Source organism: Finegoldia magna, assembly GCF_003182075.1.
Lineage (GTDB): Bacteria > Bacillota > Clostridia > Tissierellales > Peptoniphilaceae > Finegoldia > Finegoldia magna.
The window spans coordinates 49,859-76,000 of the sequence record NZ_QGTH01000006.1; the positions used below are offsets into that span (position 1 = coordinate 49,859).

The 26,142-nt window shown below is 28.9% G+C and carries 27 protein-coding genes and 4 tRNA genes; 4 read left to right on the forward strand and 27 right to left on the reverse strand.

The genetic code is table 11. From position 1 onward, the window contains the following. Window positions 1-4 precede the first annotated feature (4 nt). The 17 genes from rsmB to DES33_RS03645 form a co-directional block, all read right to left on the reverse strand. Window positions 5-1,276, reverse strand: coding sequence for a 16S rRNA (cytosine(967)-C(5))-methyltransferase RsmB (gene rsmB / locus DES33_RS03565; protein ID WP_094224622.1), 1,272 nt, complete (start codon window positions 1,274-1,276; stop codon window positions 5-7). A gap of 114 nt (window positions 1,277-1,390) precedes the next feature. Further along, the gene (locus DES33_RS03570; protein ID WP_094207062.1) at window positions 1,391-2,074 is read right to left on the reverse strand and encodes a zinc metallopeptidase; all 684 of its coding nucleotides are present in this window, start codon (window positions 2,072-2,074) and stop codon (window positions 1,391-1,393) included. A gap of 9 nt (window positions 2,075-2,083) precedes the next feature. After that, window positions 2,084-3,016, reverse strand: a complete 933-nt coding sequence (gene fmt / locus DES33_RS03575) for a methionyl-tRNA formyltransferase (RefSeq protein ID WP_094224633.1) — start codon at window positions 3,014-3,016, stop codon at window positions 2,084-2,086. Beyond that, a complete protein-coding gene (def, locus tag DES33_RS03580) occupies window positions 3,006-3,494 on the reverse strand; it encodes a peptide deformylase (RefSeq protein ID WP_110058092.1) in 489 nt (162 codons plus the stop codon). Before def ends, fmt begins: the two co-directional genes overlap by 11 nt. A 9-nt stretch (window positions 3,495-3,503) precedes the next feature. After that, on the reverse strand, window positions 3,504-5,873 hold the full coding sequence (gene priA, locus DES33_RS03585; RefSeq protein ID WP_094224620.1) for a primosomal protein N': 2,370 nt from the start codon (window positions 5,871-5,873) through the stop codon (window positions 3,504-3,506). A gap of 6 nt (window positions 5,874-5,879) precedes the next feature. After that, complete coding sequence (gene coaBC, locus DES33_RS03590; protein WP_110058093.1) at window positions 5,880-7,046, reverse strand: bifunctional phosphopantothenoylcysteine decarboxylase/phosphopantothenate--cysteine ligase CoaBC; 1,167 nt, start codon at window positions 7,044-7,046, stop codon at window positions 5,880-5,882. Further along, window positions 7,039-7,236: a DNA-directed RNA polymerase subunit omega gene (gene rpoZ, locus DES33_RS03595; protein ID WP_094203559.1), complete on the reverse strand. Its 198-nt coding sequence runs from the start codon at window positions 7,234-7,236 to the stop codon at window positions 7,039-7,041. The genes coaBC and rpoZ overlap by 8 nt, the downstream gene beginning before the upstream one ends. Next, window positions 7,229-7,816 carry a guanylate kinase gene (gene gmk, locus DES33_RS03600; protein ID WP_094207058.1) on the reverse strand — a complete coding sequence of 196 codons (588 nt, stop codon included), beginning with the start codon at window positions 7,814-7,816 and terminating at the stop codon, window positions 7,229-7,231. Before gmk ends, rpoZ begins: the two co-directional genes overlap by 8 nt. 1 nt (window position 7,817) lies before the next feature. Beyond that, window positions 7,818-8,069, reverse strand: a complete 252-nt coding sequence (locus tag DES33_RS03605) for a DUF370 domain-containing protein (protein ID WP_002838275.1) — start codon at window positions 8,067-8,069, stop codon at window positions 7,818-7,820. Window positions 8,070-8,076: 7 nt separating this feature from the next. Then, a complete protein-coding gene (locus DES33_RS03610) occupies window positions 8,077-8,952 on the reverse strand; it encodes a YicC/YloC family endoribonuclease (protein ID WP_094224618.1) in 876 nt (291 codons plus the stop codon). Window positions 8,953-9,022: 70 nt separating this feature from the next. Then, the gene (locus tag DES33_RS03615) at window positions 9,023-10,759 is read right to left on the reverse strand and encodes an Rqc2 family fibronectin-binding protein (protein ID WP_110058094.1); all 1,737 of its coding nucleotides are present in this window, start codon (window positions 10,757-10,759) and stop codon (window positions 9,023-9,025) included. 9 nt (window positions 10,760-10,768) lie between these two features. Beyond that, window positions 10,769-11,218, reverse strand: a complete 450-nt coding sequence (gene smpB / locus DES33_RS03620; protein ID WP_094205581.1) for an SsrA-binding protein SmpB — start codon at window positions 11,216-11,218, stop codon at window positions 10,769-10,771. Window positions 11,219-11,230: 12 nt separating this feature from the next. Beyond that, window positions 11,231-13,336 (reverse strand): ribonuclease R, encoded by a 2,106-nt coding sequence (rnr, locus tag DES33_RS03625; RefSeq protein ID WP_094224616.1) that lies wholly within the window; start codon window positions 13,334-13,336, stop codon window positions 11,231-11,233. A gap of 76 nt (window positions 13,337-13,412) precedes the next feature. Then, a complete protein-coding gene (locus DES33_RS03630) occupies window positions 13,413-14,027 on the reverse strand; it encodes an ATP-binding cassette domain-containing protein (protein ID WP_094224615.1) in 615 nt (204 codons plus the stop codon). After that, on the reverse strand, window positions 14,014-14,709 hold the full coding sequence (gene modB / locus DES33_RS03635; protein WP_094224614.1) for a molybdate ABC transporter permease subunit: 696 nt from the start codon (window positions 14,707-14,709) through the stop codon (window positions 14,014-14,016). Before modB ends, DES33_RS03630 begins: the two co-directional genes overlap by 14 nt. Further along, window positions 14,690-15,496 carry a molybdate ABC transporter substrate-binding protein gene (modA, locus tag DES33_RS03640; RefSeq protein WP_094224613.1) on the reverse strand — a complete coding sequence of 269 codons (807 nt, stop codon included), beginning with the start codon at window positions 15,494-15,496 and terminating at the stop codon, window positions 14,690-14,692. The genes modB and modA overlap by 20 nt, the downstream gene beginning before the upstream one ends. A gap of 67 nt (window positions 15,497-15,563) precedes the next feature. Continuing rightward, a complete protein-coding gene (locus DES33_RS03645) occupies window positions 15,564-16,358 on the reverse strand; it encodes a nitroreductase family protein (protein WP_242430472.1) in 795 nt (264 codons plus the stop codon). A 100-nt stretch (window positions 16,359-16,458) separates the two neighbouring features. On the opposite strand from DES33_RS03645, the gene DES33_RS03650 reads away from it, so the two are divergent. Next, a complete protein-coding gene (locus DES33_RS03650; protein ID WP_094224611.1) occupies window positions 16,459-18,300 on the forward strand; it encodes an ATP-dependent helicase in 1,842 nt (613 codons plus the stop codon). A gap of 27 nt (window positions 18,301-18,327) precedes the next feature. Here DES33_RS03650 and DES33_RS03655 read toward each other — a convergent pair whose 3' ends face one another. Then, on the reverse strand, window positions 18,328-18,891 hold the full coding sequence (locus DES33_RS03655; RefSeq protein ID WP_002836263.1) for a redoxin domain-containing protein: 564 nt from the start codon (window positions 18,889-18,891) through the stop codon (window positions 18,328-18,330). Window positions 18,892-19,020: 129 nt separating this feature from the next. After that, window positions 19,021-19,977, reverse strand: coding sequence for a DUF1002 domain-containing protein (locus DES33_RS03660; protein ID WP_110058095.1), 957 nt, complete (start codon window positions 19,975-19,977; stop codon window positions 19,021-19,023). Between the two features lie 177 nt (window positions 19,978-20,154). Here DES33_RS03660 and DES33_RS03665 point away from each other — a divergent pair. After that, window positions 20,155-20,241, forward strand: a tRNA-Leu gene (locus tag DES33_RS03665). 272 nt (window positions 20,242-20,513) lie between these two features. Here DES33_RS03665 and DES33_RS03670 read toward each other — a convergent pair. From DES33_RS03670 to DES33_RS03685, 4 genes are all read right to left on the reverse strand, one after another. Then, window positions 20,514-20,597, reverse strand: a tRNA-Leu gene (locus tag DES33_RS03670). Window positions 20,598-20,600: 3 nt separating this feature from the next. Continuing rightward, a tRNA-His gene (locus tag DES33_RS03675) sits at window positions 20,601-20,677 on the reverse strand. A gap of 125 nt (window positions 20,678-20,802) precedes the next feature. Next, a complete protein-coding gene (locus DES33_RS03680; protein ID WP_110058096.1) occupies window positions 20,803-21,492 on the reverse strand; it encodes a thermonuclease family protein in 690 nt (229 codons plus the stop codon). A 19-nt stretch (window positions 21,493-21,511) separates the two neighbouring features. After that, window positions 21,512-22,186 carry a glucosaminidase domain-containing protein gene (locus DES33_RS03685; protein ID WP_110058097.1) on the reverse strand — a complete coding sequence of 225 codons (675 nt, stop codon included), beginning with the start codon at window positions 22,184-22,186 and terminating at the stop codon, window positions 21,512-21,514. 116 nt (window positions 22,187-22,302) lie between these two features. Between DES33_RS03685 and DES33_RS03690 the strand changes: the two genes are divergently transcribed. Both DES33_RS03690 and DES33_RS03695 read left to right on the forward strand, forming a co-directional pair. Then, a tRNA-Thr gene (locus tag DES33_RS03690) sits at window positions 22,303-22,378 on the forward strand. A 31-nt stretch (window positions 22,379-22,409) separates the two neighbouring features. Then, complete coding sequence (locus DES33_RS03695; RefSeq protein WP_110058098.1) at window positions 22,410-23,297, forward strand: DegV family protein; 888 nt, start codon at window positions 22,410-22,412, stop codon at window positions 23,295-23,297. A 16-nt stretch (window positions 23,298-23,313) separates the two neighbouring features. Here the strand turns inward: DES33_RS03695 and DES33_RS03700 are convergent, their stop codons facing one another. Genes DES33_RS03700 through DES33_RS03715 form a run of 4 tightly spaced genes read right to left on the reverse strand, consistent with a single transcriptional unit; the run spans window position 23,314 to window position 26,142 of the window. Next, a complete protein-coding gene (locus DES33_RS03700; RefSeq protein WP_110058099.1) occupies window positions 23,314-24,237 on the reverse strand; it encodes an RluA family pseudouridine synthase in 924 nt (307 codons plus the stop codon). Then, window positions 24,234-24,911 carry a uracil-DNA glycosylase gene (locus DES33_RS03705; RefSeq protein ID WP_110058100.1) on the reverse strand — a complete coding sequence of 226 codons (678 nt, stop codon included), beginning with the start codon at window positions 24,909-24,911 and terminating at the stop codon, window positions 24,234-24,236. The genes DES33_RS03700 and DES33_RS03705 overlap by 4 nt, the downstream gene beginning before the upstream one ends. Next, entirely contained in the window at window positions 24,911-25,357 is a 447-nt protein-coding gene (gene lspA, locus DES33_RS03710; RefSeq protein ID WP_110058101.1) for a signal peptidase II, read from the reverse strand. Before lspA ends, DES33_RS03705 begins: the two co-directional genes overlap by 1 nt. Window positions 25,358-25,365: 8 nt before the next feature. After that, a complete protein-coding gene (locus DES33_RS03715; RefSeq protein WP_110058102.1) occupies window positions 25,366-26,142 on the reverse strand; it encodes a YlmH/Sll1252 family protein in 777 nt (258 codons plus the stop codon).

Consider the following 26,142-nt stretch of genomic DNA (forward strand, 5'->3'; position numbering starts at 1 on the left):
TCTATTAGTCTTTTAAAAACTTTGAAATGAAAAAGCCCTGCGTTCCTTTTTGGAATGGCATAAGTTTTATAAATTCATTTTTATCTCCATAAAAATCAATATCTTCTCTTTTTAAATTTAATTTGTTTTCAATATAATCCACATTTTCTTCGTTCTCTTCTTTTAAAAGTGAGCATGTAGAATATACTAAGATGCCGCCTTTTTTTAAATATTTTTCACAATTTTCAAGAATTCTTCTTTGCGTTTCAACCAAATCTTCTACATCTTTTTTCGTTCTGAATAATTTTATCTCTGGATTTTTATTGATAACACCAGTTGCAGAGCAAGGTGCATCCACAAGAATTCTATCAAATTTATTTATCAAATCTTCTTGTAAAATAGTTGCATCAAAGTTCAAATATTGCACATTTTCAACTCCACATTTATACACATTCTCTTTTATTCTATCTATTTTATTATTATTAATATCATTACAGTAAATAATCGATTGATTGTTTGTTAATTCTTGAATGTTGCATGATTTTGACCCAGGAGCTGCACAAATATCAAGAACTACGGAGTTCTCCATTGGCTCTAAAACCTCTGCGCACAAACTACAAGAACCATCTTGGATAATAAATTTACCTTCTTTAAATTCGTTCGTATCTATTATCGATTCAGGATTTCTTACGATAAAACTATCTTTTAAAAAAGGATGCTCTTCTAATACGAATCCTTGATTTTCTAAATTTGTTTTTAAATTATTTTCCTTCAATTTATTTTGTTTAATTACAAAATCAGATTTGTAAAAGAAAGATTTGAGAAGTTTTTTTACAGTTTTTTTAGAATAAGATTTGTTCAACATCTTAAGTAATTCTTTGTTTATGGAGAATTTAATTTCATCTCCTAAATCTTCCTCATCCAAATTAATCCTGCAAACCTCCCTTAGAACAGCATTAACATAATCTTTATAATGTGTTAAGTTGTTAGCCAATTCTACTGCTTCGTCAACTACAGCATAATCAGCTGTTTTCATAAATAGTATTTCCGTAGTTGCCATTCGCAATATTTCCAAAACAATTTTATCAAGCTTATTTAATTCCAAATCGCTGCACTTAGATATTACATAATCTATGAAAAATCTATTTTCTATTTCTGTAAATACACACCTTTTAATGTACGCGATATCTCTCTTGTCCAAATCACCATAATCATAAGTCTTTAATAATTCAGAAGAGTATCCCGATTTATTATTAATTGAGTTGGTAATATTAATTATTTCGTTTCTAATATTCATAATCTCTCATTTCTTTTAATTATTTTAATTACATAATATATTTTACACTAAAACAGCAAAAATAAAAAAATTGAACCTAAAAGGATTAACCTTAGGTTCAATCTACATTAATTTTTAATCTCTATCTCTTGATATCAGTATTAATCTTACCAATTGTAACAGTGAAACCAAAGCGCTTGCTATATAAGTTAATGCAGCTGCTTTTAAAACTTGTTTCGCAGGTTCTATTTCATCATCAGTCAACAGCCCATTTGATAAAGCTCGTATAGCTCTACTACTAGCATCAAACTCAACAGGTAATGTAACTAATTGAAACAAAACAGTCGCTGAGAATAAAATAATTCCAAATTCTACTAATGGTCTCATGCTAAACATAAATCCAAGTAAAATTAAAATCCACACTGATTTCGATGCGAAATTCACAACAGGAAACAAAGATTCTCTAAATCTCAAGAAACCATAATTTTCCTTGTCTTGAATCGCATGACCTACTTCGTGACTTGCCACAGAAACTGCAGAAATCGACTGACTATTATACACTGCATCTGATAAAGCCAAAACTTTTTTTGATGAATCATAGTAATCAGTCAAGCTTCCTTGAACATTTACTATTTCTATATCTGACAAACCTTCGTAATCAAGCAAAACTCTTGCCATTTCTTTTCCAGTCAATCCTTTTGAATTAGTTGTTTTCTTATACTTATCAAAAGTATGAGTAACTTTGATTTGTGAGTAAAATGCCAATATCAAAGCCGGAATTAACAGCAGCATAGTTCTATCATAATAAAAATTAAACAATGATTCCTCCTACAAAATTATTCCCTCTTCAAATGAATTTCCATTCAAATATTCGCTAACGTTAAGAGGTTTTTTATTTGGAAGTTGTAATCTTGTGATAATTATAAATCCATCTTCACAAGCAACCTTAATTCCATTTTTGTCAACTTTTACAACTTCCCCACTCTTATTATCATTATATTGTTTTATTATGTTGATATTGTGAACTTTTACAGTTTTATTATTTAATTTAAAAAACAAACCTGGCCAAGGAGTCAATCCTCTAAATTTATTGTAAATTACGTCTGCTTTTTCATTAAAATTAATTTCACCCATAAATTTTTGAATTTTACCTACAGTAGATGCTTCATCTTCATTTTGTTTTTCTCTTGAATTGAAATATTTTTGGTAATCATTGATCACTTTATCGATTAAATCAGCACCCATTATCATTAATTTATCGTGCAATTCTTCAAGCATAATTTCATTGTCAAGCTCAATTTTATCTACAGCTAAAACATCACCAGCATCAAGTCCTTGTTCAACTAACATAATACTTACACCGGATTCTTTATCACCATTTAGTAAAGAATAATTTATCGGAGAAGCTCCTCTGTATTTAGGTAAAATTGATGCGTGAACATTTAAAATCTTGTTTTTAAACCTATCCAGTATTCTTTTTTTGATTAATTGACCATAAGCTACCACCACAATAAAATCAGGATTAAGTCTTTCTAATAGATCAAAGACTTCATCGTCATTTATATTTTGTGGAGTAATAACCTCTATTCCCAAATCAATAGCTCTTTTTTTAACTGCCGTAGGTGAAAACTTATTTCTATTTCGTTTTTTATCTTGTTGTGATATCACTAATTGAATTTCGTTATTTGGGTTGTCATATAATCTTTGCAAACTCTCAACTGCAAAATCTGGAGATCCCGCAAATACAATTTTATTTTTCATCATTCAATCTCTCAATCTCTTCATCAGAAAGATCCAATACTTTATCAGTGTACAATACGCCATCCAAATGATCTAATTCATGACAAAAACAATGTGCTTTGTAATCAGTGCCTGTTTTCCTTTGAATATTTCCGTCCAAGTCTGTGTATTCTACAGTAACAGTCTTAGGTCTTTCAACATATCCATTTTTACCAGGAACTGACAGACAACCTTCAACATTAATTTGCTTTTCATCTGATCTTTCTACGATTTTTGGATTTATCAAAACCATTTTCCCGTCTTCATCTTGCATGTCTATTACTACTATTCTCTTAAGCATTCCAACTTGAACACAAGCCAATCCCATTCCTTTATTTTCATACATCGTTTCAAACATATCTTCTACGATTTGTTTGATTCTATCATCTATTTTTTCAACCTCTCTTGATTTTTTTCTCAAGATTGGATCATTTTCTAATCTAATTTGTCTTAATGCCATTTTATCTCCTTAAAAATAACTTTGAGGATCTAATGTTATTTTAAGCGTTATTCCCTCTAAGTTAATATTGTATTCATTGTTTATTAAAACTTTTTTTATTATTTCTATTATGTTATCTTCTCCATTAGGGAATTTATAGTACAAATCAAACCTGTACATATTATTTATCCTTTCTATTGGAGAAGGATGAGGACCATTAATCAATGTTGTAGATAATTTATATCTTCTAATAAGGGCAGCAACGTAATTTGAAACTTCATTGATTTTTTTCATAGCAACATTTTTGTTTTTACTAGAAATATTGATGTTTAATATTCTGAAAAAAGGAGGATAATTAAATGATTTTCGAAGTTTTATCTCCTTTTCATAAAACATTTTGTAATCATGAAGCGCTGCTGATGTTATAGCAAAATTATCAGGTTTATAAGTTTGTATAATTACATCTCCTTCATATTCTGCTCTTCCAGCTCTTCCGGCTACTTGAGTTATCAATTGAAATGTTTTTTCGTTTGATTTGTAATCTCCTAAGTTCAAACTAATATCTGCAGCCATTACTCCGACTAATGTAACATTCGGAAAATCAAATCCTTTCGACAACATTTGCGTCCCGATTAATATATCTATTTCTTGATTATTCATCATATCATAGATTTTTTTGTAATCTTTTTTTGTGTTTGTAGTGTCTCTATCCATTCGTGCAATTCGAGCATTTGGAAAAAGTTCTCTAGTTTCTTCTTCTAATTTTTGAGTACCTGCTCCAAACTCTTTTATAAATTTCGAGCCACAGTTTGGGCATACTTTCGGCTTTAGAGCTGTTCTCCCACACATGTGACAAATCAATCTATTTTTTGTCTTATGATATGTCATGGAAACATCACAGCTATCACATTTTAGTACATATCCACATCTTCTGCACGAAATAAAAGAAGTGTGACCTCTCTTGTTTAAAAACAAAATAGTTTGTTTTTTGTTGTTTAAATTATCTTGAATTTTATTGAGTAGAACTTTACTGAACATTCTCATGTTTCCAGTTTCAAGTTCTTTTCTCATATCTACAATAGTGCATTCAACAGGGTTTGTATCATTAGCTCTTTTATTCATTTCAATAAGATTGTACTCACCTTTTAAAGCTTTGCTGTATTCTTCAACTCCAGGAGTTGCTGACCCCAATAAAAGCTTTGCGTTATTATATTCTGCTCTAAATCTGGAAATATCAATAGCGTTGTATTTAGGATTTTTTTCACTTACATAACTTGTTTCATGCTCTTCATCTATTATTATCAATCCTAAATTTTTAAACGGAGAAAATACAGCACTTCTAGCTCCAACTACTATTTTATATTCTCCATTATACATTTTTCGAAATTGTTCGAATTTTTCGTTAACATTTAACTTAGAGTGAATTATAGCAACTTTCCCTGGAAACCTACCCTCAAATCTTTCAATAGTCTGCGGAGTCAATGATATTTCTGGAACCAGAACTATGCTATCTTTACCTTCATTTAACATTTTTTCAACCAAATGCAAATACACTTCAGTTTTACCACTACCCGTTACACCATGTAACAAATTAAATTGATTTTCTAAAATCGAATTATAGGCTTTTTTTTGCTGTGAATTTAGTTTTATTTTTTTATAAGTTCTAGTATCGTCCACAACAACTCTGTCAACTTCTTTGAAGTAAATTTCAACAATTTTCTTATCTTCAAGTGCTTTTACCACGCTTGAAGTCGTTTTTGTTTTCGCTAAAAGCTCGCTATAAAGTATGTTCTTTTTAGTTTTTAGCATATCAACTATTTTTTGTTGAGCATTTGCTCTTTTTGAAATAACTGGATTATCTTCTATAAGTTTGACGTATTTCAATAGCTTTGGTGTAATTTGTTGATCATATACTAAATCCATTTTCAAAAAATCAGATTTTACATATTCCATTAGCTTTTTATGGCTAACATCTGAAATTTCTTTAATTTCTGAATATTCTTTCTTGGTTTTAAGAGTATTGTACAAATCTTCATCTACATTTCGTAGTTTATCATTTGCAGTGAAATATTCTTTTAATTCTTCAAAGTTTCCAGGTGGCAAAATAGTTTGAAAAGCAGAGCTATAGTCGCTTAAATATTTACCAACCATGAAAAAAGCAATGTCAATGGATTCTTGTGTTACAATAGGATTCAAGTCTACTACTGATATTATTTCTTTGTAATCAATATCTTTTCTAGGGTTATCATTAATTCTAACCACTAACGCTAATTTATTAATATTTGATTTACCAAAAGGGACTATAACTCTCATTCCAACTTCGACATCTTCACTTGAATAATATGAGTATAGTCTGTTAGTCATCTTCGATTTGTTTCTAAAAATAACATCAATATACATGTTTACCTACTTTATCAAATCCAATATCTTATCTGCGATATTTAACTTTGTGTCCTTACCAATTTCTAATATATTATCTTTGCTGATTATAGTTACCTTATTATATTCTGAATTAAATCCAATGTCTTTTTTTGATACATCGTTTAATACTATAAAATCTAGATTTTTTTTATCTAACTTTTTCTTAGCATTTTCTAATAAATTATTTGTTTCTGCGGCAAATCCAATAAAGATTTGATTATCTTTTTTATTTAATGATTTTAAAATATCTGGGTTTTCTTCTAATTCTAAAGAATTAATACCATCTTGTTTTTTTATTTTTAAATCTTTTCTGTTCTTTACTTTAAAATCACTTACAGCTGCCGCCATAATTAAACAGTCAAAGTCGCCAATATAACTTTCTATTTTTTCTTTCATTTCAATTGCAGACTCCACTTTTATGTTTTCAATACCATATGGATTTTCTGCTGTTGTTTTCCCAGAAATAATTGTTACATCGGCTCCTCTCATAAAAGCTTTCTTAGCAATCGAATATCCCATTTTCCCACTGGAATCATTCGTTATATATCGTACAGGATCAATTCTTTCAACTGTTGCTCCTGCAGTAATCAAAATTTTCTTACCTTGTAAATCTTTTTCGCAAAAGTATTTTTCAACTTCTTCAACAATTTCCCAAGGTTCTTTTAATCTTCCGTTTCCTTCTGTATTACAAGCAAGCATTCCACTATTTGAATCTACAATTAAGTGTTTTTTTTGTTTCAAATCTTCTATGTTTTTTTGTGTCGCAGGATTATTCAACATATTGGTATTCATACTTACACAAAACATTATTGGCTTGGTATATGCTAGCGCAGTAGATGATAACAAATCGTCTGCGATACCATAATTTATTTTAGCCATAGTATTTGCACTAGCAGGTGCAATCAAAAATAAATCTGCCCATTTTGCAAGCTCTATATGTTCAACAACCTTGTGTGAATTATTATGAAACATTTTGTTTTTAACATCGCATTTGCCAATTGTTTCAAAAGTCATTGGACTTACAAATTCACAAGCTGAATCAGTCATAATTATTTTGATATTATAGTCAAGTTTTTTTAGTCTACTTACAACATCTACAACCTTGTAAATAGCAATTCCTCCAGTAACACCTAAAAGAATATTTTTATTCATTTGATTTGTTTTCCCAAACCTTTTTTTCCATAACTTCTTCTAAAGCTGTAGTAACTGGTTGGGCTTTTGCTTTCTTTAGTTTTGTGTCTTTGCCATCTATTAACATTCTTGCTCTTTTGCTTACCATTACACAAAGTGCATATCTACTATTGTTTATTTCTGATAATTTTTTAAATGATGGATTAATCATATTTTTCTCCTTTTACAACTCTAAATTTTTCTGCATCAATTATAGTTTCAATATTTTTTACAGTTTCATCGACATCTTCATTGATAACTGCATAATCATATTCATCAATAAAACTCAATTCTTTCTTGGCGTTTTGCATTCTAATATTAATTGTTTCTTCATCTTCTGTATTTCTGCCTTCAATTCTTCTCCTAAGTTCAATTAAATCCGGTGGAAGGATGAATACAAAAACAGCTTCAGGATAGTTTTCTTTTACTTTTAATGCTCCTTGAACATCAATTTCTAAAATAACTATTTCCCCTTTATTTATTTGATCAAAAACAAATGATTTTGGAGTCCCATAATAATTATTGTGCACATTGGCATATTCGATGAAATCTCCCTGTTCGATTTTCTTCTTAAACTCATCCAAGCTCAAGAAATAATAATTTTCTCCGTCTACTTCATAGGGTCTCTTCTTCCTTGTTGTAGCTGATACAGAATATACAATATCATTTTTTTGTGATATTAATTTTTCACAAACAGTTCCTTTACCAACTCCTGATGGGCCAGAAACAACTAATAAAAATCCGTCTCTCATATTAATCTTCCTTATTATTTGATTTATCTAATCTCATTTGTAAAGTCTCTGGTTGAAGACAACTCAACACAACATGACTTGAATCCATAATTATTACACTCCTGGTTTTTCTTCCAAAAGTAACGTCTATGAGATTATTATCTTCTTTTGCTTTTTGAACAATTCTTTTAATTGGATTTGTTTCAGGACTAACAATTGCAATAATCCTGTTGCTATTAACTAAATTTGAAAAACCTATACCTAAACTTTCCATTTTCCCTCTATTCAATATTTTGTACTTGTTCTCTTAATTTTTCAATCAAACTTTTAACTTCAATAACACAAACTGAAATAGATTCATCATTAGATTTTGAAGAAATTGTATTAATTTCGCGATTCATTTCTTGAATTATAAAATCCAATTTACGTCCGATGCAATCTTTCATATCCATTGCCGATTTAAATTGAACTATATGTGAATCAAATCTCTTTAATTCTTCGTTAATGTCAGCTTTATCAGCCATCAAAGCAACTTCCAAGTACATTCTATCCTTATCAATTTTTTCTTCATCTAACAATTCAGATATTTTATTAAACAAATTTTCTCTGTATTCTTTTACACTATTTTCAGTTAAACTTGATATCTTAGATATTTGATCTTCTATTTTTGATAAATTAGTCGATAAATCTTCTCTCAAATTATCGCCTTCAATAGATCTCATTGAATAAATTTTATTCACAGCTTCATCTAAAACTTTTAGAATATTATCGTGCAAAAATTCATTGTCCAAATCTTTGTAAGTAAATATCATTACATCATCATATTTTACTAAATCTCTTACACTAATATCCGATTTCATATCTAACTTTTGATTTAATGAATCAAGTTTTTCCTTGATTTTTTGAGCTAATTCATAGTTAATATCCACACTGTCAACTGATAGTTGATATTTTTTAATTTTGATATAAACATCAACTCTACCACGTTTTAACTTATTTTTGATTAATGATTTCATGTCTTCCAACATAAAATTCAAAAAACTCGGCATTGAAAAATTGAAATCCAAATACCTATTATTAACAGATTTGATTTCAATATCTATGCTGCAATCTTCTAATTCCAAACTTGAAGATCCAAATCCTGTCATAGACTTCATTTCTATCGCCTCCCTTGATATTGTTAGTGTATATTAATCTTTAAGAATTTACAATAATTTATTACAATTTTTAAACAATTTCTTTGATTTTATCAATATCGTAAGAACTCATGTCGACATTAACAGTGTTGAAATTATTGTAAAAAACCATTCCAGGTTTTGCTCCCTTAGCTTTTTTAACATTTTTCTTTTCAGTATAATCAACTTCAACGTATTTTTCTTTACTCATTGATGAAAAATACGCCGCTAAGAAACAAGCAATGCCGTAGTCTTCTTCAGTCAAGTTTTCGTTTCTAATTATGACGTGTGAACCTGGCATATCTTTTACGTGAGCAAAAATATCTTCTTTGTTAGCTTGTTTCAAAGTAAGATTATCATTTTGGTAATTATTTTTACCTACAAAAATATCAACGTTATTTTCTGTTACAAAATGTCTTGGCTTTGATGGTTTTACTTTTGCAGTTTTTTTCTTAGATTTTTTTATCAAACCTATTTTTACCATCTCATCCTTAATCTCTGATAGTTCCTGATATTCTGTCACTCTCTCCAGCGTTTCTAGAAGTTGTAGTAAATATTCGTTTTCTTGTTTTATAAGAGGGAGCTCTTGTGTAATCATTTTTTCTCTAGTTTTTAATTTGCTAAATTTTTTGTAATAATTTTGTGCATTTTCATTTCCAGATTTTATTGGATTCAATGGAATTTCAATTGGGCTCATATCATCATAGAAATTCTGTACATTTATTTTATCCACGCCTTTATGGATCAAATGCATATTTGAACTTATCAAATCAGCATAAACTTTGTAAATATCTCTTTTCTTAGCTTCTTGCAAATCTACAGTTAAATTGCTCAATTTATTTGAATTTCTTTGAATTTTATTTGAAACTATTTTCTTCAAGTGCGAAGATTTTTGTGTAATTGAATCATTCGAACTGTGTTTTTTATAATAATAATCCAACATTTCATGAATATCATCAAAGTTTTTCTTTTGATATCCGTATTTTTCTAATTTAGTTACATGAAAATCCTTTAATTTTTCATCTTCATCAATGACTATAGAATAATCATAATCACAATTTTTGATAGCTTCTCTAACGTCAATAAATGCTTGATTAAATCGAGATTTTTCATCTTCGGTCAAATCTTCGAGCCTTATATTAAAATCCAAATCTGCTCTCAGGCATATTTCTCTAGAAATAGTGGGAGAAAATCCAGTATAATTCATATAAAAAACTTTTTGTAGTTTAGTAGTCCCCTCAGCTATTTCTGTTGGAAGATCATCTGATTGCAAAATGTTTCTCTTGTCATCTTCCAAGCACGAATACTTGGTTTTTGGAAGTATTTGTCTGATGCTTTTAGTGTCGAAGCTAATTCTTTTGATTGCATCTACAATCATCTTACTTTCTTTTTCAATTAAGATTATATTAGAATGCTTGCCCATAAGTTCTACAACTAATGTGTAGTTCATGTCATAACCCATCTCATCTCTGCTATTGATGTCAATATTAACAACTCTGTCCATCGATTCTTGATAAATATCAGTTATAACCGCTCCTTGTAAGTATTTTCGCATCAGCATACAGAAATTATACGCCTCAATTGGATTTTTCTTATTTTCATTTGTAAAATGCGTCCTCGGTAAGGATGAGGATGCAGAAATAAGAAGTTTATAATTTTGTTTGTTATTATAGATAATTAAATCCAATTCGTTTTTATCCGGTTGATTAACCTTACTGATTTTACCGTTCGTTAATTTTTCTTTTATATCATCTACTATCGCTTTTGTTACAATTCCGTCAAAGCTCATTATTACTCCTTATCTTCTCATTGCTCTTTGCATATTTCTCAAATCATCACGTTTTTTCAGAGTTTCTCTCTTATCATACAGATTCTTACCCTTTGCAAGAGCTATCTCTACTTTTACAAGTCCATTTTTTTCATATACTCTTAAAGGTATCAAAGTATAACCTTGTTCTTTTGTTTTTCCTATTAATTTTCTGATTTCAGATTTATGCATTAAAAGTTTTCTTTTTCTTAAACTATCCACGTTAAAAATATTTCCTTGAGTATACGGACTTACATTCATCGAATAAACAAAAACTTCTGAATTTTCTATCATGCAATAACTTTCCTTAATGGAAACTTTTCCTTTTTTGATAGACTTTACTTCAGTTCCTTTTAGTTCAATTCCACATTCGTACACATCTTCGATAAAATATTCGTGACGTGCTTTCTTATTGTTTGCTAATAATTTTATATCACTCATTATTTTCCTTTTCTAATTTACAAATTCAAAATCTATTTGACGTTTATCTTTGTCACTATTTATAACTTTAACTCTAACTTTTTGCCCAATATGGTATGATTTTTTAGTTCTTTCTCCATAAACTGTGTAGTTTTTATCGTCAAATACATAATAATCATCTATCATAGATTGAAATTGTACTAAACCTTCAATCGTGTTGTCAAGTTGTACAAAAATCCCAAATTTTGTTAGCGAACTAATGATTCCTTCAAATTCTTCATCTATGTGTTGTTGCATATATTCTGCAGATTTCATATCAATAGCTTCTCTTTCAGCTTCCTCAGCTCTTCTCTCAGTTGCTGAGCATTGTTTTGCAATGTCTTTGATATATTTCATGAATTCTTTTTCGTTATTAGTATCTGGCTTATGATTTATAAAATTCTTCACAATTCTGTGTATAAATAAATCCGGATATCTTCTGATTGGAGAAGTGAAGTGCGTATAGAACATCGATGCAAGTCCAAAATGAATGCTAGGATTTTGGCTGTACTCAGCTTTTTGCATAGATCTTAATAAAAGCGAAGATAATAGAGGTTTTTCAGGCTTGCCATCTAGTTCATTTAAAATTCTTTGGTAATCTTTTGAGTACAAATTCTTCCCTTTCAAATGGTATCCAAAATTAGACAAAATCCTTTTAAAAGTATTAACTTTTTCTTCGTCAGGTTCTTCGTGAACTCTGTATAAAAACGGTCTATCCAAATACCCGAAATGACTTGCCACAGTTTCGTTTGTAATCAGCATGAACTCTTCAATCAATTTATTTCCAATTCTTCTCTCATCTTTTGTAACATCAACTACTTTAGAATTTTCATCTAAAATAATTTTAGTTTCTGGAAAATCGAAGTCAATGCTTCCTCTGTTTTTTCTTCTAACGCTTAGAATTTCATACAATTCTTTCATTAGTAATAAATTATCCGTGAGTTTTTCATCATCATAAGGATTTTCTATGTCTTCCAAAAAGTCTGACACATTTTTGTAGACTAATCTATAATCAGAGTTTATAACAGACTCATAGAATTTGTAGTCAAGAGTTTTACCCGTTGGCGAAATTTCCATTTTAACCGTTAAACAAAGTCTGTCTTCATTAGGGTTTAGTGAGCAAATTCCATTAGATAATTCTATAGGTAACATAGGAATTACTCTATCCAACATATACACACTTGTTCCTCTTCTGAAAGCTTCCTTATCAAGTGCAGTATTCTTTCTAACATAGTGGCTTACATCAGCTATGTGAACATATAATATAAAATTATCATCTTTTTTAGTAATACTAATGGCATCGTCAAAATCTTTTGCATCAGATCCGTCAATTGTAACTGTAAATAAATCTCTAAAATCCATTCTAGATTTCTTTTCTGATTCATCGACATGTTGTTCAATTTCCTTTGCTTGTTCTTTTACTTTTTTGGGAAATTCATACGGTAATTTAAAAGTCTTTGCTATAGAATAAATATCAATTCCAGGATCGTCCTTGCCTCCTAAGACTTCAACTATAACACCTTCTGGATTTTTGTGTTTTTTAGATGGAGTTTTGATTAATTTAACTACGACTTTATCGTTGTTTTTCGCCCCATTCTTATTACCAGATTGGACAAAAACGTCGAATCCGTATTTTTTATCATCTAATATTACAAATCCATAACCTTTTGCTTCATCAAAAGTTCCCACAAGTTTTTTTGTTTCTCTGGATAGAATTTGTAAAACTTTTCCTTCAGGACTTCTGTTTGGTTTTTTTTCTACTGTTATCGTAACTAAAACTTTATCTTTATGGATTGCACCATTTAAATCTTTTTTGGCTATAAATATATCATCAATGCTTTCATCATCGGGAATAAAATAGCAAAAATCACTTCCAGATCCTTGAATTGTACCTGGATATGCTTTTTGCTCTGTAATTGGAATTATATTAGAATTTTTATCAAGTAAAATTTTCTTATCTTTTTGTAGTTCATTAATAATCTTATGAAAAATTTTCTTATCTTTTTTTTCAATATTTAATCTTGAAGATAATTCATCAAAAGTTAGAGGAATATAATCATTAGAATTTACGATATTAAGTACCTTTTGCTTTATTTTCATTAAATACCTCCTAGTTGTTTCCTACCTATATTATACCCTAAATTGTAAGAAACTACCTAATTGATGTATTTAACGTTTATTTTACAATTTTCCCCTTATCAATAAAAATTAATCTATCAGATAAAATTTCTGCTTCGTGTCTATTATGGGTAACCATGATAATTGGAATATCCAATGATTTTTTGATTTCGATCAATTCTTTATAAAACTTATTCTTAAATTTTTCATCAATTGAACTGAAAGGTTCATCCATTAATAGCAAACGCGGCTTATTTGCTAACGCTCTTACTATTGAAACTTTTTGTTTTTCTCCACCTGATAAAGTATTTGAAAAATTTTCCAAAAGATATTCAATCCCTAGTTTTTCTATAAGTGAATTTGTGTAATTTTTATCAGGATTCATAAAAAAAATATTGTCTTTAACACTCATATTTGGAAATAATGCGTAATCTTGAAAAACATATCCAATATTTCTTTCCTGTGGTTTCAAATTTATTTTATCTGAAAACAAAATATTATCATCAAGAATAATCTCTCCTTTATCTGGAGTTAATAAACCTGCTATCGAGTTTAAAATAGATGTTTTTCCGCTTCCAGACTCACCCATTATGCACAAAATTTGATTCTCCACGATAAATTCAGCATTAAGAACAAAATGATTTAATTTCTTTTCGATATTACACTTCAGCATTTCTATTCCTTCTCTTTTCTATCCATCTATTCAAGAAATATATCAATGAAAATGAAAATATCACAACAACAATCATTAGAGTATTAGCCATTGTTTTATCGCCACGTTCGACCGCATAGTACATAGCTAACGGAATTGTTTGAGTTTTATTTGGAATATTTCCAGCAACCATCATAGTTGCTCCAAATTCTCCTAAACTTCTAGCAAAAGCAAGTACCAACCCGCTGATTATCCCTGTATAAGCTAACGGAATTGCTATTCTGAAAAATATTTTCCATTCACTAGCACCCATTGTTCTTGCTGCATTCAAAATTTTCTTATCAATACTTTGAAATGAAGCTTTGCAGTTTTGATACATGAGCGGAAACGAAACTATTACAGATGCTATGACACACGCCTTCCATGTAAAAATAACACTCCATCCAAAATTATCGTAAAAAATTTTACCAATTAATCCGTTATTTCCTATTACAATTAAAAGTATGTATCCCAAAATTGATGGTGGTAAAACTAGAGGCAATGTGATAATTGCCTCCAAAACACTACCGTTTTTCTTGTTAAATTTTACCATCATCCATGCAATAAATATAGATAAAACAGAAGTTATAATGGTTGAGATTATGGATACCTTCAATGAAATTATAATAGGCATCATAATATCATTATTCATCGCTAGATTCAAAACCTGCTTCCTTGAAATATTTTGTTGATAATTCGTTTTGCAAGAATTCATATAATTTGTTTTGCATTTCAGTATTCTTAGAGTAAGTTGTTTTAGTTATTGGATAAATAATAGGTTTGTGAGAACTTTCATCAACATTATAAGCAACTTCAACCTTATCATCAGTTACAGCATCAGAAGAGTATACAAATCCTACTTCAACTTCCTTGCTGTCAACAAATCTCAAAGTATCTTTAACATTTTTACCATATACAAATTTTTCTTGAAGCTTGTCCATTAAATTATAATGAGTCAAACTTTGTTTTGTATATTGTCCTACTGGAACAGTTTCCAATTCTGCTACAGCAATTTTACCTTTAATGTTTTCCAAATCTTCAATTTTAGAAATTGTAACATCAGTTTCTTTGTTTTTAACAATAACTAACTTGTTTTTTAATAAACTTTTTGAATCTTTTACAAGTTCTTTTTCTTCAAGTGCTTTTACTTGTTTTTGTCCTGCTGAAACGAAAACATCACAAGGAGCTTTTTGTTCGATTTGTTTTTGTAATTTTCCTGAGCTTGCTAAGTTAACATCTACTTTAACATTATTTTCTTTTTCAAATTGAGGAATAATTTTTTCTAACGATTCTTCTAAAGAAGCTGCTGCAAATAAGCTTATGTTTCCATTATTCGTTTTTTCTTCCATTTTCTTTTCCGCTTTTTGTCCAGAATTTTGTTTTTCATTTTTTGCACAACTAGCCAAAATTAAACACCCCACTAACATTAATAATAAGTACTTTTTCTTCATATCATTATCCTCCTTAGCATATAACGCTATGTATTAAAAAAGCCCTTTAAAAGGCTTTTTTTCTTAATTAAAAATTAACTGATGCGATATATTTGCAATTGTCTTTATCTTTTAATTCTTCTTTTACAATCCAATTTGCGTCTATATTATTATAATTAGCTAATTCTGTATAATAGTACATTACAATTCCTGCATCTATAAGATTTTCAATTCCTTTGTAATCTTTGATATACAAATCAAAATCGTCATCATTTAATACAAATCTCCATGGTTGTTCGTTTTTAGTTGAAGGAGCAAATCTCAAATAACTAAATAACTCATCCAAGCCATAATTTTGTAATTTATCTATATCGATTGGAGTAGACAATGATTTGTCGCAAACAAATTCTTCAACACCAATTCTTGAGCTAAATTTCTTTTTACCAAATCCAAATTCGTTTGGAGCATATCCCATAGCAAGTAAGAAATCTACATTAGAATTATCTCCAAAAGCTGATTTTTTGGATTCTTCTGAAGCGTTGGATATAGTCACCCAGCAACTTCCTACATTTAATGCATCTAATTTAGTGATTAAATTTTCAAAATAAAATGCACCAAATATCATTGATAACTCATTATTCTTGTCAGCTTCCATGGCAATATAATGGTTAGCTTTTATCATAGTTCCATCGTATCCACCCTCTCCATTAAGAGCATTGTAAACCACAGAACCATCTTTGTATAATTTAAAATTAACTTCGTATTTCTCTGCTAAATTGTTTATATCAAAAATAATAGATTCAACTTTTTTTAAATCTGAATCACTAAGATTTTTTGATTTAAAATCTCTTACTGATTTTCTATTTTCTAAAAATTCATTCATTGACATTTTAATTACCCCTTATAATAAATCTTATAATTAAATAATACTACAAATTGCGAATAATCACAAACATTTTGATATAATAATTAATGGTGATAATATGAAATTTACTGAAAATCAGCAAAAAGCAATATCTCATTTTAAATCTCCTGCATTAGTATTAGCAGTTCCTGGAGCAGGTAAAACCACCGTACTTCTTAATAGAATTAAATACTTGGAAAAAGTTCACAATATTGATCCAAAAAGTATTTTATCCATAACATTTAGCAAATCTCAAGCAGTAGATATGAAAGAAAGATTTTCTGAAAAATTTCCAGAAACAGATTCTGCGTATTTTTCAACGATTCATTCTTTTTGCTATTATATTATAAAACTACATTATAAAATGAATAATAGAATATTTAAAATTCTTGAATCCAATAATGATATTAATAAATATCTTGTTATTAGAAATATAATAAGAAAAGTCAATAAAACAAACTCTAAAGATGAAGACGTTGAAAAATTTTTGCAATATTATGGATACTGTAAAAATATGATGATATTCAAGGATTTTCCCAAATTCGATATCCAAAATTTTGAACAAATATACCTTGAATATGAAAACTTCAAGAAAAAGAATTTTTATATTGATTTTGATGATATGCTTACTAAATCATTTGAAATCCTCAACGAAGATGATTATATATTAAAAAGAATTAAACGTAAGTACAAATTTTTTCAAGTAGATGAAGGACAGGATACTTCCAAAATCCAATTTGAATTAATCAAAAAAATCGCCTACCCTGAAAATAATTTGTTCATTGTCGCTGACGACGACCAGTCGATTTATTCTTTTAGGGGAGCAGATCCTAGCTATTTATTAGATTTTAGTAAAATTTTCCCAGATGCTAGTATTTATTATATTGATCAGAATTTCAGATGCAGCGACAAAATAGTTAATGCTAGTAACTTGTTTATCAAGCAAAATAAAAATAGATACAATAAGGATGTTACTTCCACAAAATCATCAGACAGGAAAATAATTATAAAATTTCCACAAAACTTTTTGTCGATGTTTTCTTATCTAAAAAACAATATAAATCCTGAAAAAAAGACGGCAATTTTATACAGAAAAAATATTTCCTCTATTGCCTTGAGTAAGTATTTACACGATCAAGATATTGATTTCCACTCTAGATATCAAAAAGATGATTTTTACAATCATTTTGTGCTCAATGATATTTTAAAAATGATTGCATTTTCTGAAAACAAAACGTCTGTCGGGCTTTTTAGGGATATTTATTACAAATTAAACAGCTATATCAAAAAAACTTCCATAAATCAACTAGAAACCTATGATGAATCAATGCCTATTTTAGATCGTCTTTTGGATGATTCAACTCTAAGTAGATATTATGTAGACAGATTTATGGACTTAAAATCATTTTTTTCAGGAATAAAAAGAGCAAAAGGTTCCAAAAAAATTGATATTATTATGAATGATATTGATTACAAAACATACATTGAGGACAGTGTTCTACTACAAAACCAAAAAATATCATTAGATCTTTTGATAGAAATCTATAAATATTTGTTTAAAGATTGTGAGTGCTACGAAGATTTTATCAATGAAATTGAAAATTTGAAAACAATCCAAAAAGATTCGATAAAACATACTAGTAATCTAAATTTATTAACTGTCCATTCTGCAAAAGGTCTGGAATTTGATGAAGTATTCATTATAGATTTGATAGATGGCGAGTTTCCTACAAATATCGACTCCAACAACAAGAATTACGAAAATATATTTGAAGAAGAAAGAAGAATGTTTTATGTAGCTATGACAAGGGCTAAAGATAAATTAACACTGTTGTCTCCAAAAACTAGAAATTCCTTAGAAGTCGATTCATCCCAGTTTTTAAAAGATATCATAGAAATTGAAAATAATTTAAAAAACTAGCTGTAATTTTACAGCTAGTTTTGCTATTTATAAGTTACCTACTAGGTCAATTCCTGGTTTTAAAGTGTCTTGGCCAGGTGCCCAATTTGCTGGACAAACTTGATCACCGTATTTGTCTACATATTGTGCAGCTTGCAATTTTCTTAATAATTCGTGTGCGTTTCTACCAATTCCATCAGCAGATACTTCGTATAATACAACATCTAAATCAGGATTGATCAAGAAAGCTCCTCTTTGACTTTGACCGTCAGCTTCTTTTAGAACGCCAAATTGTTTTGATAAAACAAATGCTCTATCTGATAACATTGGATATTCGATTTTTTTAATCTTTTCAGATTTATCATGCCATGCTTTGTGAACAAATTCTGAATCTGTAGAGATAGAATATATTTCACAGTTTAATTCTTTAAATTCTGAGTATAGGTTTTGTAAGTCTTCTAATTCAGTAGGACATACAAATGTAAAATCTCCTGGATAGAAGAACAATAATGACCAGTGACCTTTTAAATCTTCACTAGAAACTTCTGTAAGTTCTTCATTGTGATAAGCAGGAACTTTAAATTCTTCAACATGTTTTTTAATTAATGACATAAATAATCATCCTTTCCTATTTAATTTACAATTTAATTATACCATATTTTGTAATGATTACAAGTTGCATTGATGTTATTTCATATATTTCACTACATATAAAAAGAGGCTCGAAAGCCTCTAAATTTGTTATTTGTTTGAATCAAAAGAATCTGCAATTAATTTTATGATTGAAGAGAAAAAGTTAATTATTTTGTCAATAATACCTGCATCTTCTGCTTTTTTATAAATATCCTTAGCTCCTTCTATAACTTTACCAGAAATATTAGACAATTCATCCTTAATATCTTTTGAATCAATAGATTTCACATTAGAATATTTTTCGAAAAAATTAACCAATTCTTGTTTTTGATCTTCTGTGATTACATTTTCAAGATTATTCTCTTTGATTGCGTCGTTGACAATCTTTTTAATTTCTTCAAGAGTTGGAGCTTGACCATTATTGTTGATATTTATATTAGCAATATTATCTTTTATTACAACAATGACATCATTTAATTTGTCTCTATTAAAGTCACTTTTATCTTTGTTTTCTTTATTAATATCACTGACAACTTCTAGTTCTTCTTGGGCAACTTTTATTCTGTCACTTTGAAGCTTTTCACCATTTGACTCAAAAGCTTTGAATACACCAGTGAGTGCTGATTCTCCCGTTACTGGTCTCACTGCAGCCACCATTATTGTACAGTCTTTTACACCTGCTGTAATTGCGGCATTTTCATATTGTTTTTCAGTAATTAATGTAATGTTTTTTGGTGTTGTAATATTGACTTTTATACCTTTGTTCTTGTTTTCTTTTTTGACCAAAACGCTTGAAATCATACTACCAGGATTTGAATCATCCCCTCCGATGTATTTCAATAAATCATTATAAGTAACCATAACAGACTTTATATTGTCATCATCTTCAATATTTAAAAGTCCTTTTGTTTTTCTGATTTGAGATTTATCTAAGCTTTCACCATACACAAAAGTTGGCTTTCCCCATCTCTCATCAACAACCTTCGTGTCTATCTCTCCGGCAAAACTTATATTTGATGATAATGAAATCAAAATAGCTAATAAAAAAACTGTAATTTTTTTCATAGATTGTTATCCTCCGTTCACATTGATTATAGCACAAAATCAAGCGTTCAAAGTCTACAAAATTATTAAGAAAAACTAAACAAAATAAGCCAAATCTCAAAGACTAATAAATTAATTTCAAATTTTCACAAAAATTCCTTTACATTGTTTTTACTTTATGCTATACTTATAAAGTCAGCCGGAGTGATGGAATTGGCAGACGTACTGGACTCAAAATCCAGCGGTGGCAACACCGTGCGGGTTCAAGTCCCGCCTCCGGCACCATATACAAGATAGCTTTAAAAGCTATCTTTTTTTCTTGCAAATTTTAAAACCCAGGTAAAAATTTTTACCTGGGTTATTTTTGTTTTGTTATTAAATAATAGCTAAAATTTCTTAGAGAAATCAAAACACAAAAGCTAAAATCATACCAATAAAAATTGTTACGTTAATTGTTACGTTTTATCGTAACAAATAGTAACATATAGTAACATGGCAAAAATAAAAACGGTTTGTTCTCAATGTTTAACAACATTTATAAACAAACCGTATATTACTGGTGCAGGAAAGAGGACTTGAACCCCCACGTCAAAGACACTAGATCCTAAGTCTAGCGCGTCTGCCAATTCCGCCATTCCTGCTTATGGGGTGGATGAAGAGATTCGAACTCTCGATCTTCAGTGCCACAAACTGACGCCCTAACCAACTAGGCTACATCCACCATAGCCTCAATTGACTACTTTATAAGTGTACCATAATAAGATATGATTGTCAAGCATTTGTAAAATTTATTTCAAGTGAACTTGACTTTATTATTATAGCATCGTGTTTTTAATTTTGCAAGTATTATTTTGAAGATTTTGAAAAACCTTCGTCTTGCGCTTCTTTTTCTGTTACGAAATATTTCTCACCTTTTTTGAAATTGATTTTTACATCTTTGTAACTCTTCTGATTAGGCATGTGATATATTTTCAATCCTTTATTGTTGATATTTCCTTTTATCATTCCCCTACCTTTAGAATCGGTGTATTTTATATATAAATTGGGATCATTTACATAAAAATCTTTCCAGAATCCTTTTTTATTGTCCTTAGCGTATTGTTCGGCTTTTTTTAATCGTTCAGAGTATTTTTGATTAGTTGTCTTAGTATATAATTTGGCCATTCCTTCTTTTAGTAATTTTTCATTAATAAATTCATCATCTAAGAACACATAACCTAGTTTTCTTTCATATACATCCTCTTTTTCATCGTCAAATTCTAACCTAACTTTTTTATTTTCTAGCAAATTTTTAGTGTATTCACTTGCAATTTTGCCTTCTTTGACATTTCGACTTTTATCTTCCGCTACACTTTCTGGTGTATCAATTCCTATAAGTCTTACTCTCGTTTTTTGTCCATCTATATTTAATATTACAGTATCTCCATCTACAACTCTGACAACTTCATATAAATTATTTTGATTTTCTGTTTGAATAATTGTGTCACAGCTTGTTAATGATATTAGTATTATTAATGCCAGTAAAAATTTCTTCATGTTTTTCTCTCACTTTTTATTATTTATAGCTTGATAAAATCTTTTCAGCTATTAGTATCATGTGATTGTTGACTTTTTCTCCCCAATTTTTATCACTTGCATAATTTTTGTTCATAGCGTAAGAATTGTACCCTTTAAAATACTTTCCATTATCGCTAAGATACAATATTTTGATTTTTTTGCCAATATCTTGAATTCCTTCATCAAGTGAATTGTATTGACTTGCTCCGTTGTAAGGATCAGAGTCAACAGCATTGAATCCAAACAAATTATTTTTGTCCTTTGCTATTCTACTTTGTCCAAAATCAGATTCATGATTTGCTATAGCTAATAAATACAAGGCGTTCACACCGTATTTTTTTTCTACTTTAATAAATGAATGAGCATTGCCTTTTAAATCAGTGCCTTCTAATGCAACCTCTAACATTCGTTCAGATATTTGAGATTTGTGAGTTGGATAAAACATATTATCTTCTGTAATTTTTAAAGCGCCTACTCTTTTAAATTCAGCCAAATCTTTTTCTATTTTGTTTAGCGTTTTCAACTCATTGTCTTCCAATTCACTTTTTTGATAAGTGATTTTGTTAGAAAAAGAAAAATAATTTTCAGAATAATTAATTATTAAACAGGCACAAAATACCAACATAAGCAAGAATATCCCAACTCTTTTTTTTATTAGTTTCTTGTTTTTCATTCTGCCTCCTCGAATATGACTAGTATTTTATCATAATTTTTACAAATTTCCTATTGATTTTCATTATTGTAATAATCTTGAATTATTGCACTCTTAAGCTTATAATAAATGTATATGCTGTTGTGGCTCAGTTGGTAGAGCAATTGATTCGTAATCAATAGGCCGGAGGTTCGATCCCTCTCAACAGCACCAATAAAAAAACAATACTTATCTGGAGGTAAGAATGTCTATAAAAATAATCACAGATTCTGCTTGTCAAATAACAGATTCTAATAAAAATGAAAATTTAATAATACTGAATATGCCAGTTATTAGTTCTGATAAAGAATACATAGAAGGTCAAACCATTAATTCTTCAGATATGTTTTCTAGAATGAAAGATGGAGAAGTATTCAAAACTAGCCAAGTTCCATATAAAAATTATTATGAATCATTTAAAGATGAATTGGAAGCTGGAAATGACGTAATCTGTATTACATTATCTAGTGGACTTACTAGCACATTTCAAACTGCCACAATGGCAATGAATGCATTATTAGAAGAAAATAAAGATTATAAAATAATAGTTAAGGATTCTCTTTGTGCTTGTTCCGGAGAAACTTCAGTTATTAACAAAGCACTCAAACTTGTAGAATTAAATTATTCATTTAAAGAAGTAAACGAAAAATTAGATGAAATAATCTGCGCACAAGAGCATATTTTTACTGTTACTAACTTAGAGTATTTGTACAGAGGTGGAAGATTATCTAAGACTCAAAAGGTAATGGGATCATTATTGAACATAAGACCTGTAATGAGCGTAGATAAAAATGACGGTAGCTTATATGTTGTAGAAAAAGCTCGTGGTGAAAAGCAAACTTTTATTAAAATGAAGAATTTAATGATTGAAAAATGTAACAACAATGTGAATTTAAATCAAACACTTTATGTTTGTTACGGAGAAGATGAAGATGAAGCAGATCTCCTTATTGAAAAAATTAAAGAAGATTTTGATTTCAAGAAAATTGTTAAATGTCCTTTAGGGTGTGTAATAGGCGCTCACACTGGACCAAATATGTTAAGTATATATTTCAGTAACAAGGATTTGGGAGAAGAGCTATCAGAAGTATAAAAATAAACCTTCTAAGTTATAACTTAGAAGGTATTTTTGTGTAATCTAGGTTTGTTTTTTTTATAGCTGTGATAAAATCCTGTTTCAAATTTCCAATTACATTGATATTTTCATGAGTATGAGGATGAACAAATTGGAGATTGTATGCGTGTAGAACTTGACTGTCGAAAAGTATTTTTTCTTTTTTCAATCCATATAATTTGTCACCTAAAATTGGATGATGAATATAATTCATGTGAACTCGAATTTGATGAGTTCTACCCGTTTTGATTTGGACTTTTACAAGAGAATAATCGTCATTATAATCAAGTCTTTCATAATGAGAAACAGACAATTTCCCTTCGTCAGAAACCATCATCTTCTTTCTATCTTTAGGATTTCTAGTCAGGTATTCTTCAATTGTTCCACATTCATCGATTTTTCCATGAACAATACACAAATAAGTTTTTGTAATTTCGTGATTTTTGATAATATCTTTTAATTTTAGATGTGTATCGTTGTCCTTTGCAATTATTATTAGTCCTGTAGTATCTTTGTCTAATCTGTGAACTATTCCCCTTCTATAATCTCCGTCAACATCACTCAAACTTTCAAAATTATACATCAAATAATTCACTAAAGTATCAGAATATATAGTCTCTGTCGGATGAACTATTATATTTTTGTCTTTATTTATAATCGCAAGATAATCGTCTTCATATACGACATCCAAATCGTATTTTTGTGGTTTTATAGTTTTGTCTGGCTTTTTATAGTCAAATTTAATCTTATCGTTCAGATTTAACTTATAGTTTTTTTTCTGAAATTTTTCATTTACCAGTACTTTTTTTTCATCGATAAGTTTTTGAATTTCACTTCTGGATAATTCAACTTCATTAGCCAAAAAAACATCCAATCTTGAGTTTTGATTAGAATCATCTATTAAAAATTCGTACATCATATATTTTCTATCTTCCAATCAATAGGTTCAAGCCCGTTATCCTTCAAATAATCGTTAGTTTTTATAAAATGATTGCAACCGAAAAATCCCCTATTTGCAGAAAAAGGAGAAGGATGTGGTGATTCTAATATAAGAGCATTTTTGCTTTTAATTAAATCTTTTTTCATTCTAGCGTTGTTTCCCCACAATATAAAAACTATAGGTCTATTAGAATTCCCTAATAATTCGATAATTTTATCAGTTAAAATTTGCCAACCAATTTTAGAATGTGAATTTGGTTTGTTTTCGATTACTGTAAGTGAAGTATTTAATAACAAAACTCCTTGTTTTGCCCATTTCATCAGATATCCATTATTGGGAATTGGATAACCAAATTCATTTTGCAATTCCTTGTAAATATTGATCAATGAAGGAGGTGTTTTTACATTTGGTTTAACAGAAAAACTAAGTCCATGTGCTTGATTGGGATTGTGATATGGATCTTGACCTAAAATCACAACCTTGCAATCTTCAAATGGAACTAATTTCAACGCTTCAAAAATATAATTCATATCAGGATATACTCTGTAATTTTGATAATCGTTTATCAAAACTTCTCTTATTTTTTTATAATAATCCTTAGTCCATTCATCTTTTAATAAATCATCCCAACTATTTCCTATACTAACACTCATTATTTCTGTCCTTTTAAACTAAATATCACAAGTAAAATACAAGATACTACAACAGCTATATCTGCAACATTGAATACTGGGAAATCGTAATTAAAAGGTAATCTTACAGAAATAAAATCGATGACATAACCTCTGAAAATTCTGTCGATAAGATTTCCCAATGCACCTCCAAGTAATAGTCCGTATATTACTTTTTCAAAACTAACCAAGCTTTTGTAATTCTTAAAAATATATACGATTACAAATCCAATTATTAGTAATGTAATTATCATTAAAATAATTTTCTTATTTTCAAGAATTCCAAAAGCCGCCCCTCTATTTTCAAGGTAAGTAAGCTTCAAAAATTTATCAAAAATGATAACATCTCCTTCTTTTAGAGAAATTGCCATATATTTTGTTAAATGATCCAAGCCAATTACCAAAATCATCATTAAAATAGTAACCATTTTTACTCCTAAATGTATTTAATATATTTTATTCTCAATTTGTCTTTTTTTGTGCTTCCCAAATATTCTACAAGCCTGTATCTACCATATCCTCTTATTGATACAAGAGAGTTTTCTTCAACTGATTTGCTTGTATTAGATATTACTTCATAATTAAGCTTGATTTTCTTGTTTTTTATCATAATCTGAGCATCCTTCCTAGAAATATTTGCAATCTCAGAAACCAAGCAATCTAATCTCTCTGAGTTAATAATTCCAGTAAAAGATTTAACCTTTTCTTCATCTTTTTCTATATTATCTTCAATAATCGATGTCGAAATATTAAACTTTTTTATCTTGGCCAAATTCAAATTCAAAAAATTAATCATCGTATTTGTAGCACACAGATAAAATCTTTTATTATGAGTAAAAATATCTCCGATTTTTTCACGATTAATTCCTAAATTCAATACAGCTCCTAAAATATCTCTGTGAGTAATTTCTTGATCAGTTTGTATTTCTAAAAGACCAATATAATCGAACATATTAATATATTCTTCTGCGTAGCAATACCTATCCCACATTATAATAATGCTGTTTTCACAGTTTATTGGACAATTTGTAACCATATACCCTACATCGGTCTCTGTATTCAAAATTGAAGTAGCATACTCTATTTCCTTTGGATTCATAAAATCAGTTGCATAAATAGTTTTGGTCCTTTTAACTGAAATAAGACTATCAATAAATCTATCGATAGTCTTTTTAATTTCTATATCTTGAATGTAATTTAATTCATAACTCAT

Excerpts from the sequence above, each read along its gene's own strand:
- rsmB (WP_094224622.1), bottom strand. The coding sequence starts at position 1,276 with ATGAATATTAGAAACGAAATAATTAATATTACCAACTCAATTAATAAT.
- fmt (WP_094224633.1), bottom strand. The coding sequence starts at position 3,016 with ATGAAAAATAAAATTGTATTTGCGGGATCTCCAGATTTTGCAGTTGAG.
- def (WP_110058092.1), bottom strand. The coding sequence starts at position 3,494 with ATGGCATTAAGACAAATTAGATTAGAAAATGATCCAATCTTGAGAAAA.
- priA (WP_094224620.1), bottom strand. The coding sequence starts at position 5,873 with ATGTATATTGATGTTATTTTTAGAAACAAATCGAAGATGACTAACAGA.
- coaBC (WP_110058093.1), bottom strand. The coding sequence starts at position 7,046 with ATGAATAAAAATATTCTTTTAGGTGTTACTGGAGGAATTGCTATTTAC.
- rpoZ (WP_094203559.1), bottom strand. The coding sequence starts at position 7,236 with ATGATTAATCCATCATTTAAAAAATTATCAGAAATAAACAATAGTAGA.
- gmk (WP_094207058.1), bottom strand. The coding sequence starts at position 7,816 with ATGAGAGACGGATTTTTATTAGTTGTTTCTGGCCCATCAGGAGTTGGT.
- DES33_RS03605 (WP_002838275.1), bottom strand. The coding sequence starts at position 8,069 with ATGGAAAGTTTAGGTATAGGTTTTTCAAATTTAGTTAATAGCAACAGG.
- DES33_RS03610 (WP_094224618.1), bottom strand. The coding sequence starts at position 8,952 with ATGAAGTCTATGACAGGATTTGGATCTTCAAGTTTGGAATTAGAAGAT.
- DES33_RS03615 (WP_110058094.1), bottom strand. The coding sequence starts at position 10,759 with ATGAGCTTTGACGGAATTGTAACAAAAGCGATAGTAGATGATATAAAA.
- smpB (WP_094205581.1), bottom strand. The coding sequence starts at position 11,218 with ATGAGTGATATAAAATTATTAGCAAACAATAAGAAAGCACGTCACGAA.
- rnr (WP_094224616.1), bottom strand. The coding sequence starts at position 13,336 with ATGAAAATAAAGCAAAAGGTACTTAATATCGTAAATTCTAATGATTAT.
- DES33_RS03630 (WP_094224615.1), bottom strand. The coding sequence starts at position 14,027 with ATGCTGAAGTGTAATATCGAAAAGAAATTAAATCATTTTGTTCTTAAT.
- modA (WP_094224613.1), bottom strand. The coding sequence starts at position 15,496 with ATGAAGAAAAAGTACTTATTATTAATGTTAGTGGGGTGTTTAATTTTG.
- DES33_RS03645 (WP_242430472.1), bottom strand. The coding sequence starts at position 16,358 with ATGAATGAATTTTTAGAAAATAGAAAATCAGTAAGAGATTTTAAATCA.
- DES33_RS03650 (WP_094224611.1), top strand. The coding sequence starts at position 16,459 with ATGAAATTTACTGAAAATCAGCAAAAAGCAATATCTCATTTTAAATCT.
- DES33_RS03655 (WP_002836263.1), bottom strand. The coding sequence starts at position 18,891 with ATGTCATTAATTAAAAAACATGTTGAAGAATTTAAAGTTCCTGCTTAT.
- DES33_RS03660 (WP_110058095.1), bottom strand. The coding sequence starts at position 19,977 with ATGAAAAAAATTACAGTTTTTTTATTAGCTATTTTGATTTCATTATCA.
- DES33_RS03680 (WP_110058096.1), bottom strand. The coding sequence starts at position 21,492 with ATGAAGAAATTTTTACTGGCATTAATAATACTAATATCATTAACAAGC.
- DES33_RS03685 (WP_110058097.1), bottom strand. The coding sequence starts at position 22,186 with ATGAAAAACAAGAAACTAATAAAAAAAAGAGTTGGGATATTCTTGCTT.
- DES33_RS03695 (WP_110058098.1), top strand. The coding sequence starts at position 22,410 with ATGTCTATAAAAATAATCACAGATTCTGCTTGTCAAATAACAGATTCT.
- DES33_RS03700 (WP_110058099.1), bottom strand. The coding sequence starts at position 24,237 with ATGATGTACGAATTTTTAATAGATGATTCTAATCAAAACTCAAGATTG.
- DES33_RS03705 (WP_110058100.1), bottom strand. The coding sequence starts at position 24,911 with ATGAGTGTTAGTATAGGAAATAGTTGGGATGATTTATTAAAAGATGAA.
- lspA (WP_110058101.1), bottom strand. The coding sequence starts at position 25,357 with ATGGTTACTATTTTAATGATGATTTTGGTAATTGGCTTGGATCATTTA.
- DES33_RS03715 (WP_110058102.1), bottom strand. The coding sequence starts at position 26,142 with ATGAGTTATGAATTAAATTACATTCAAGATATAGAAATTAAAAAGACT.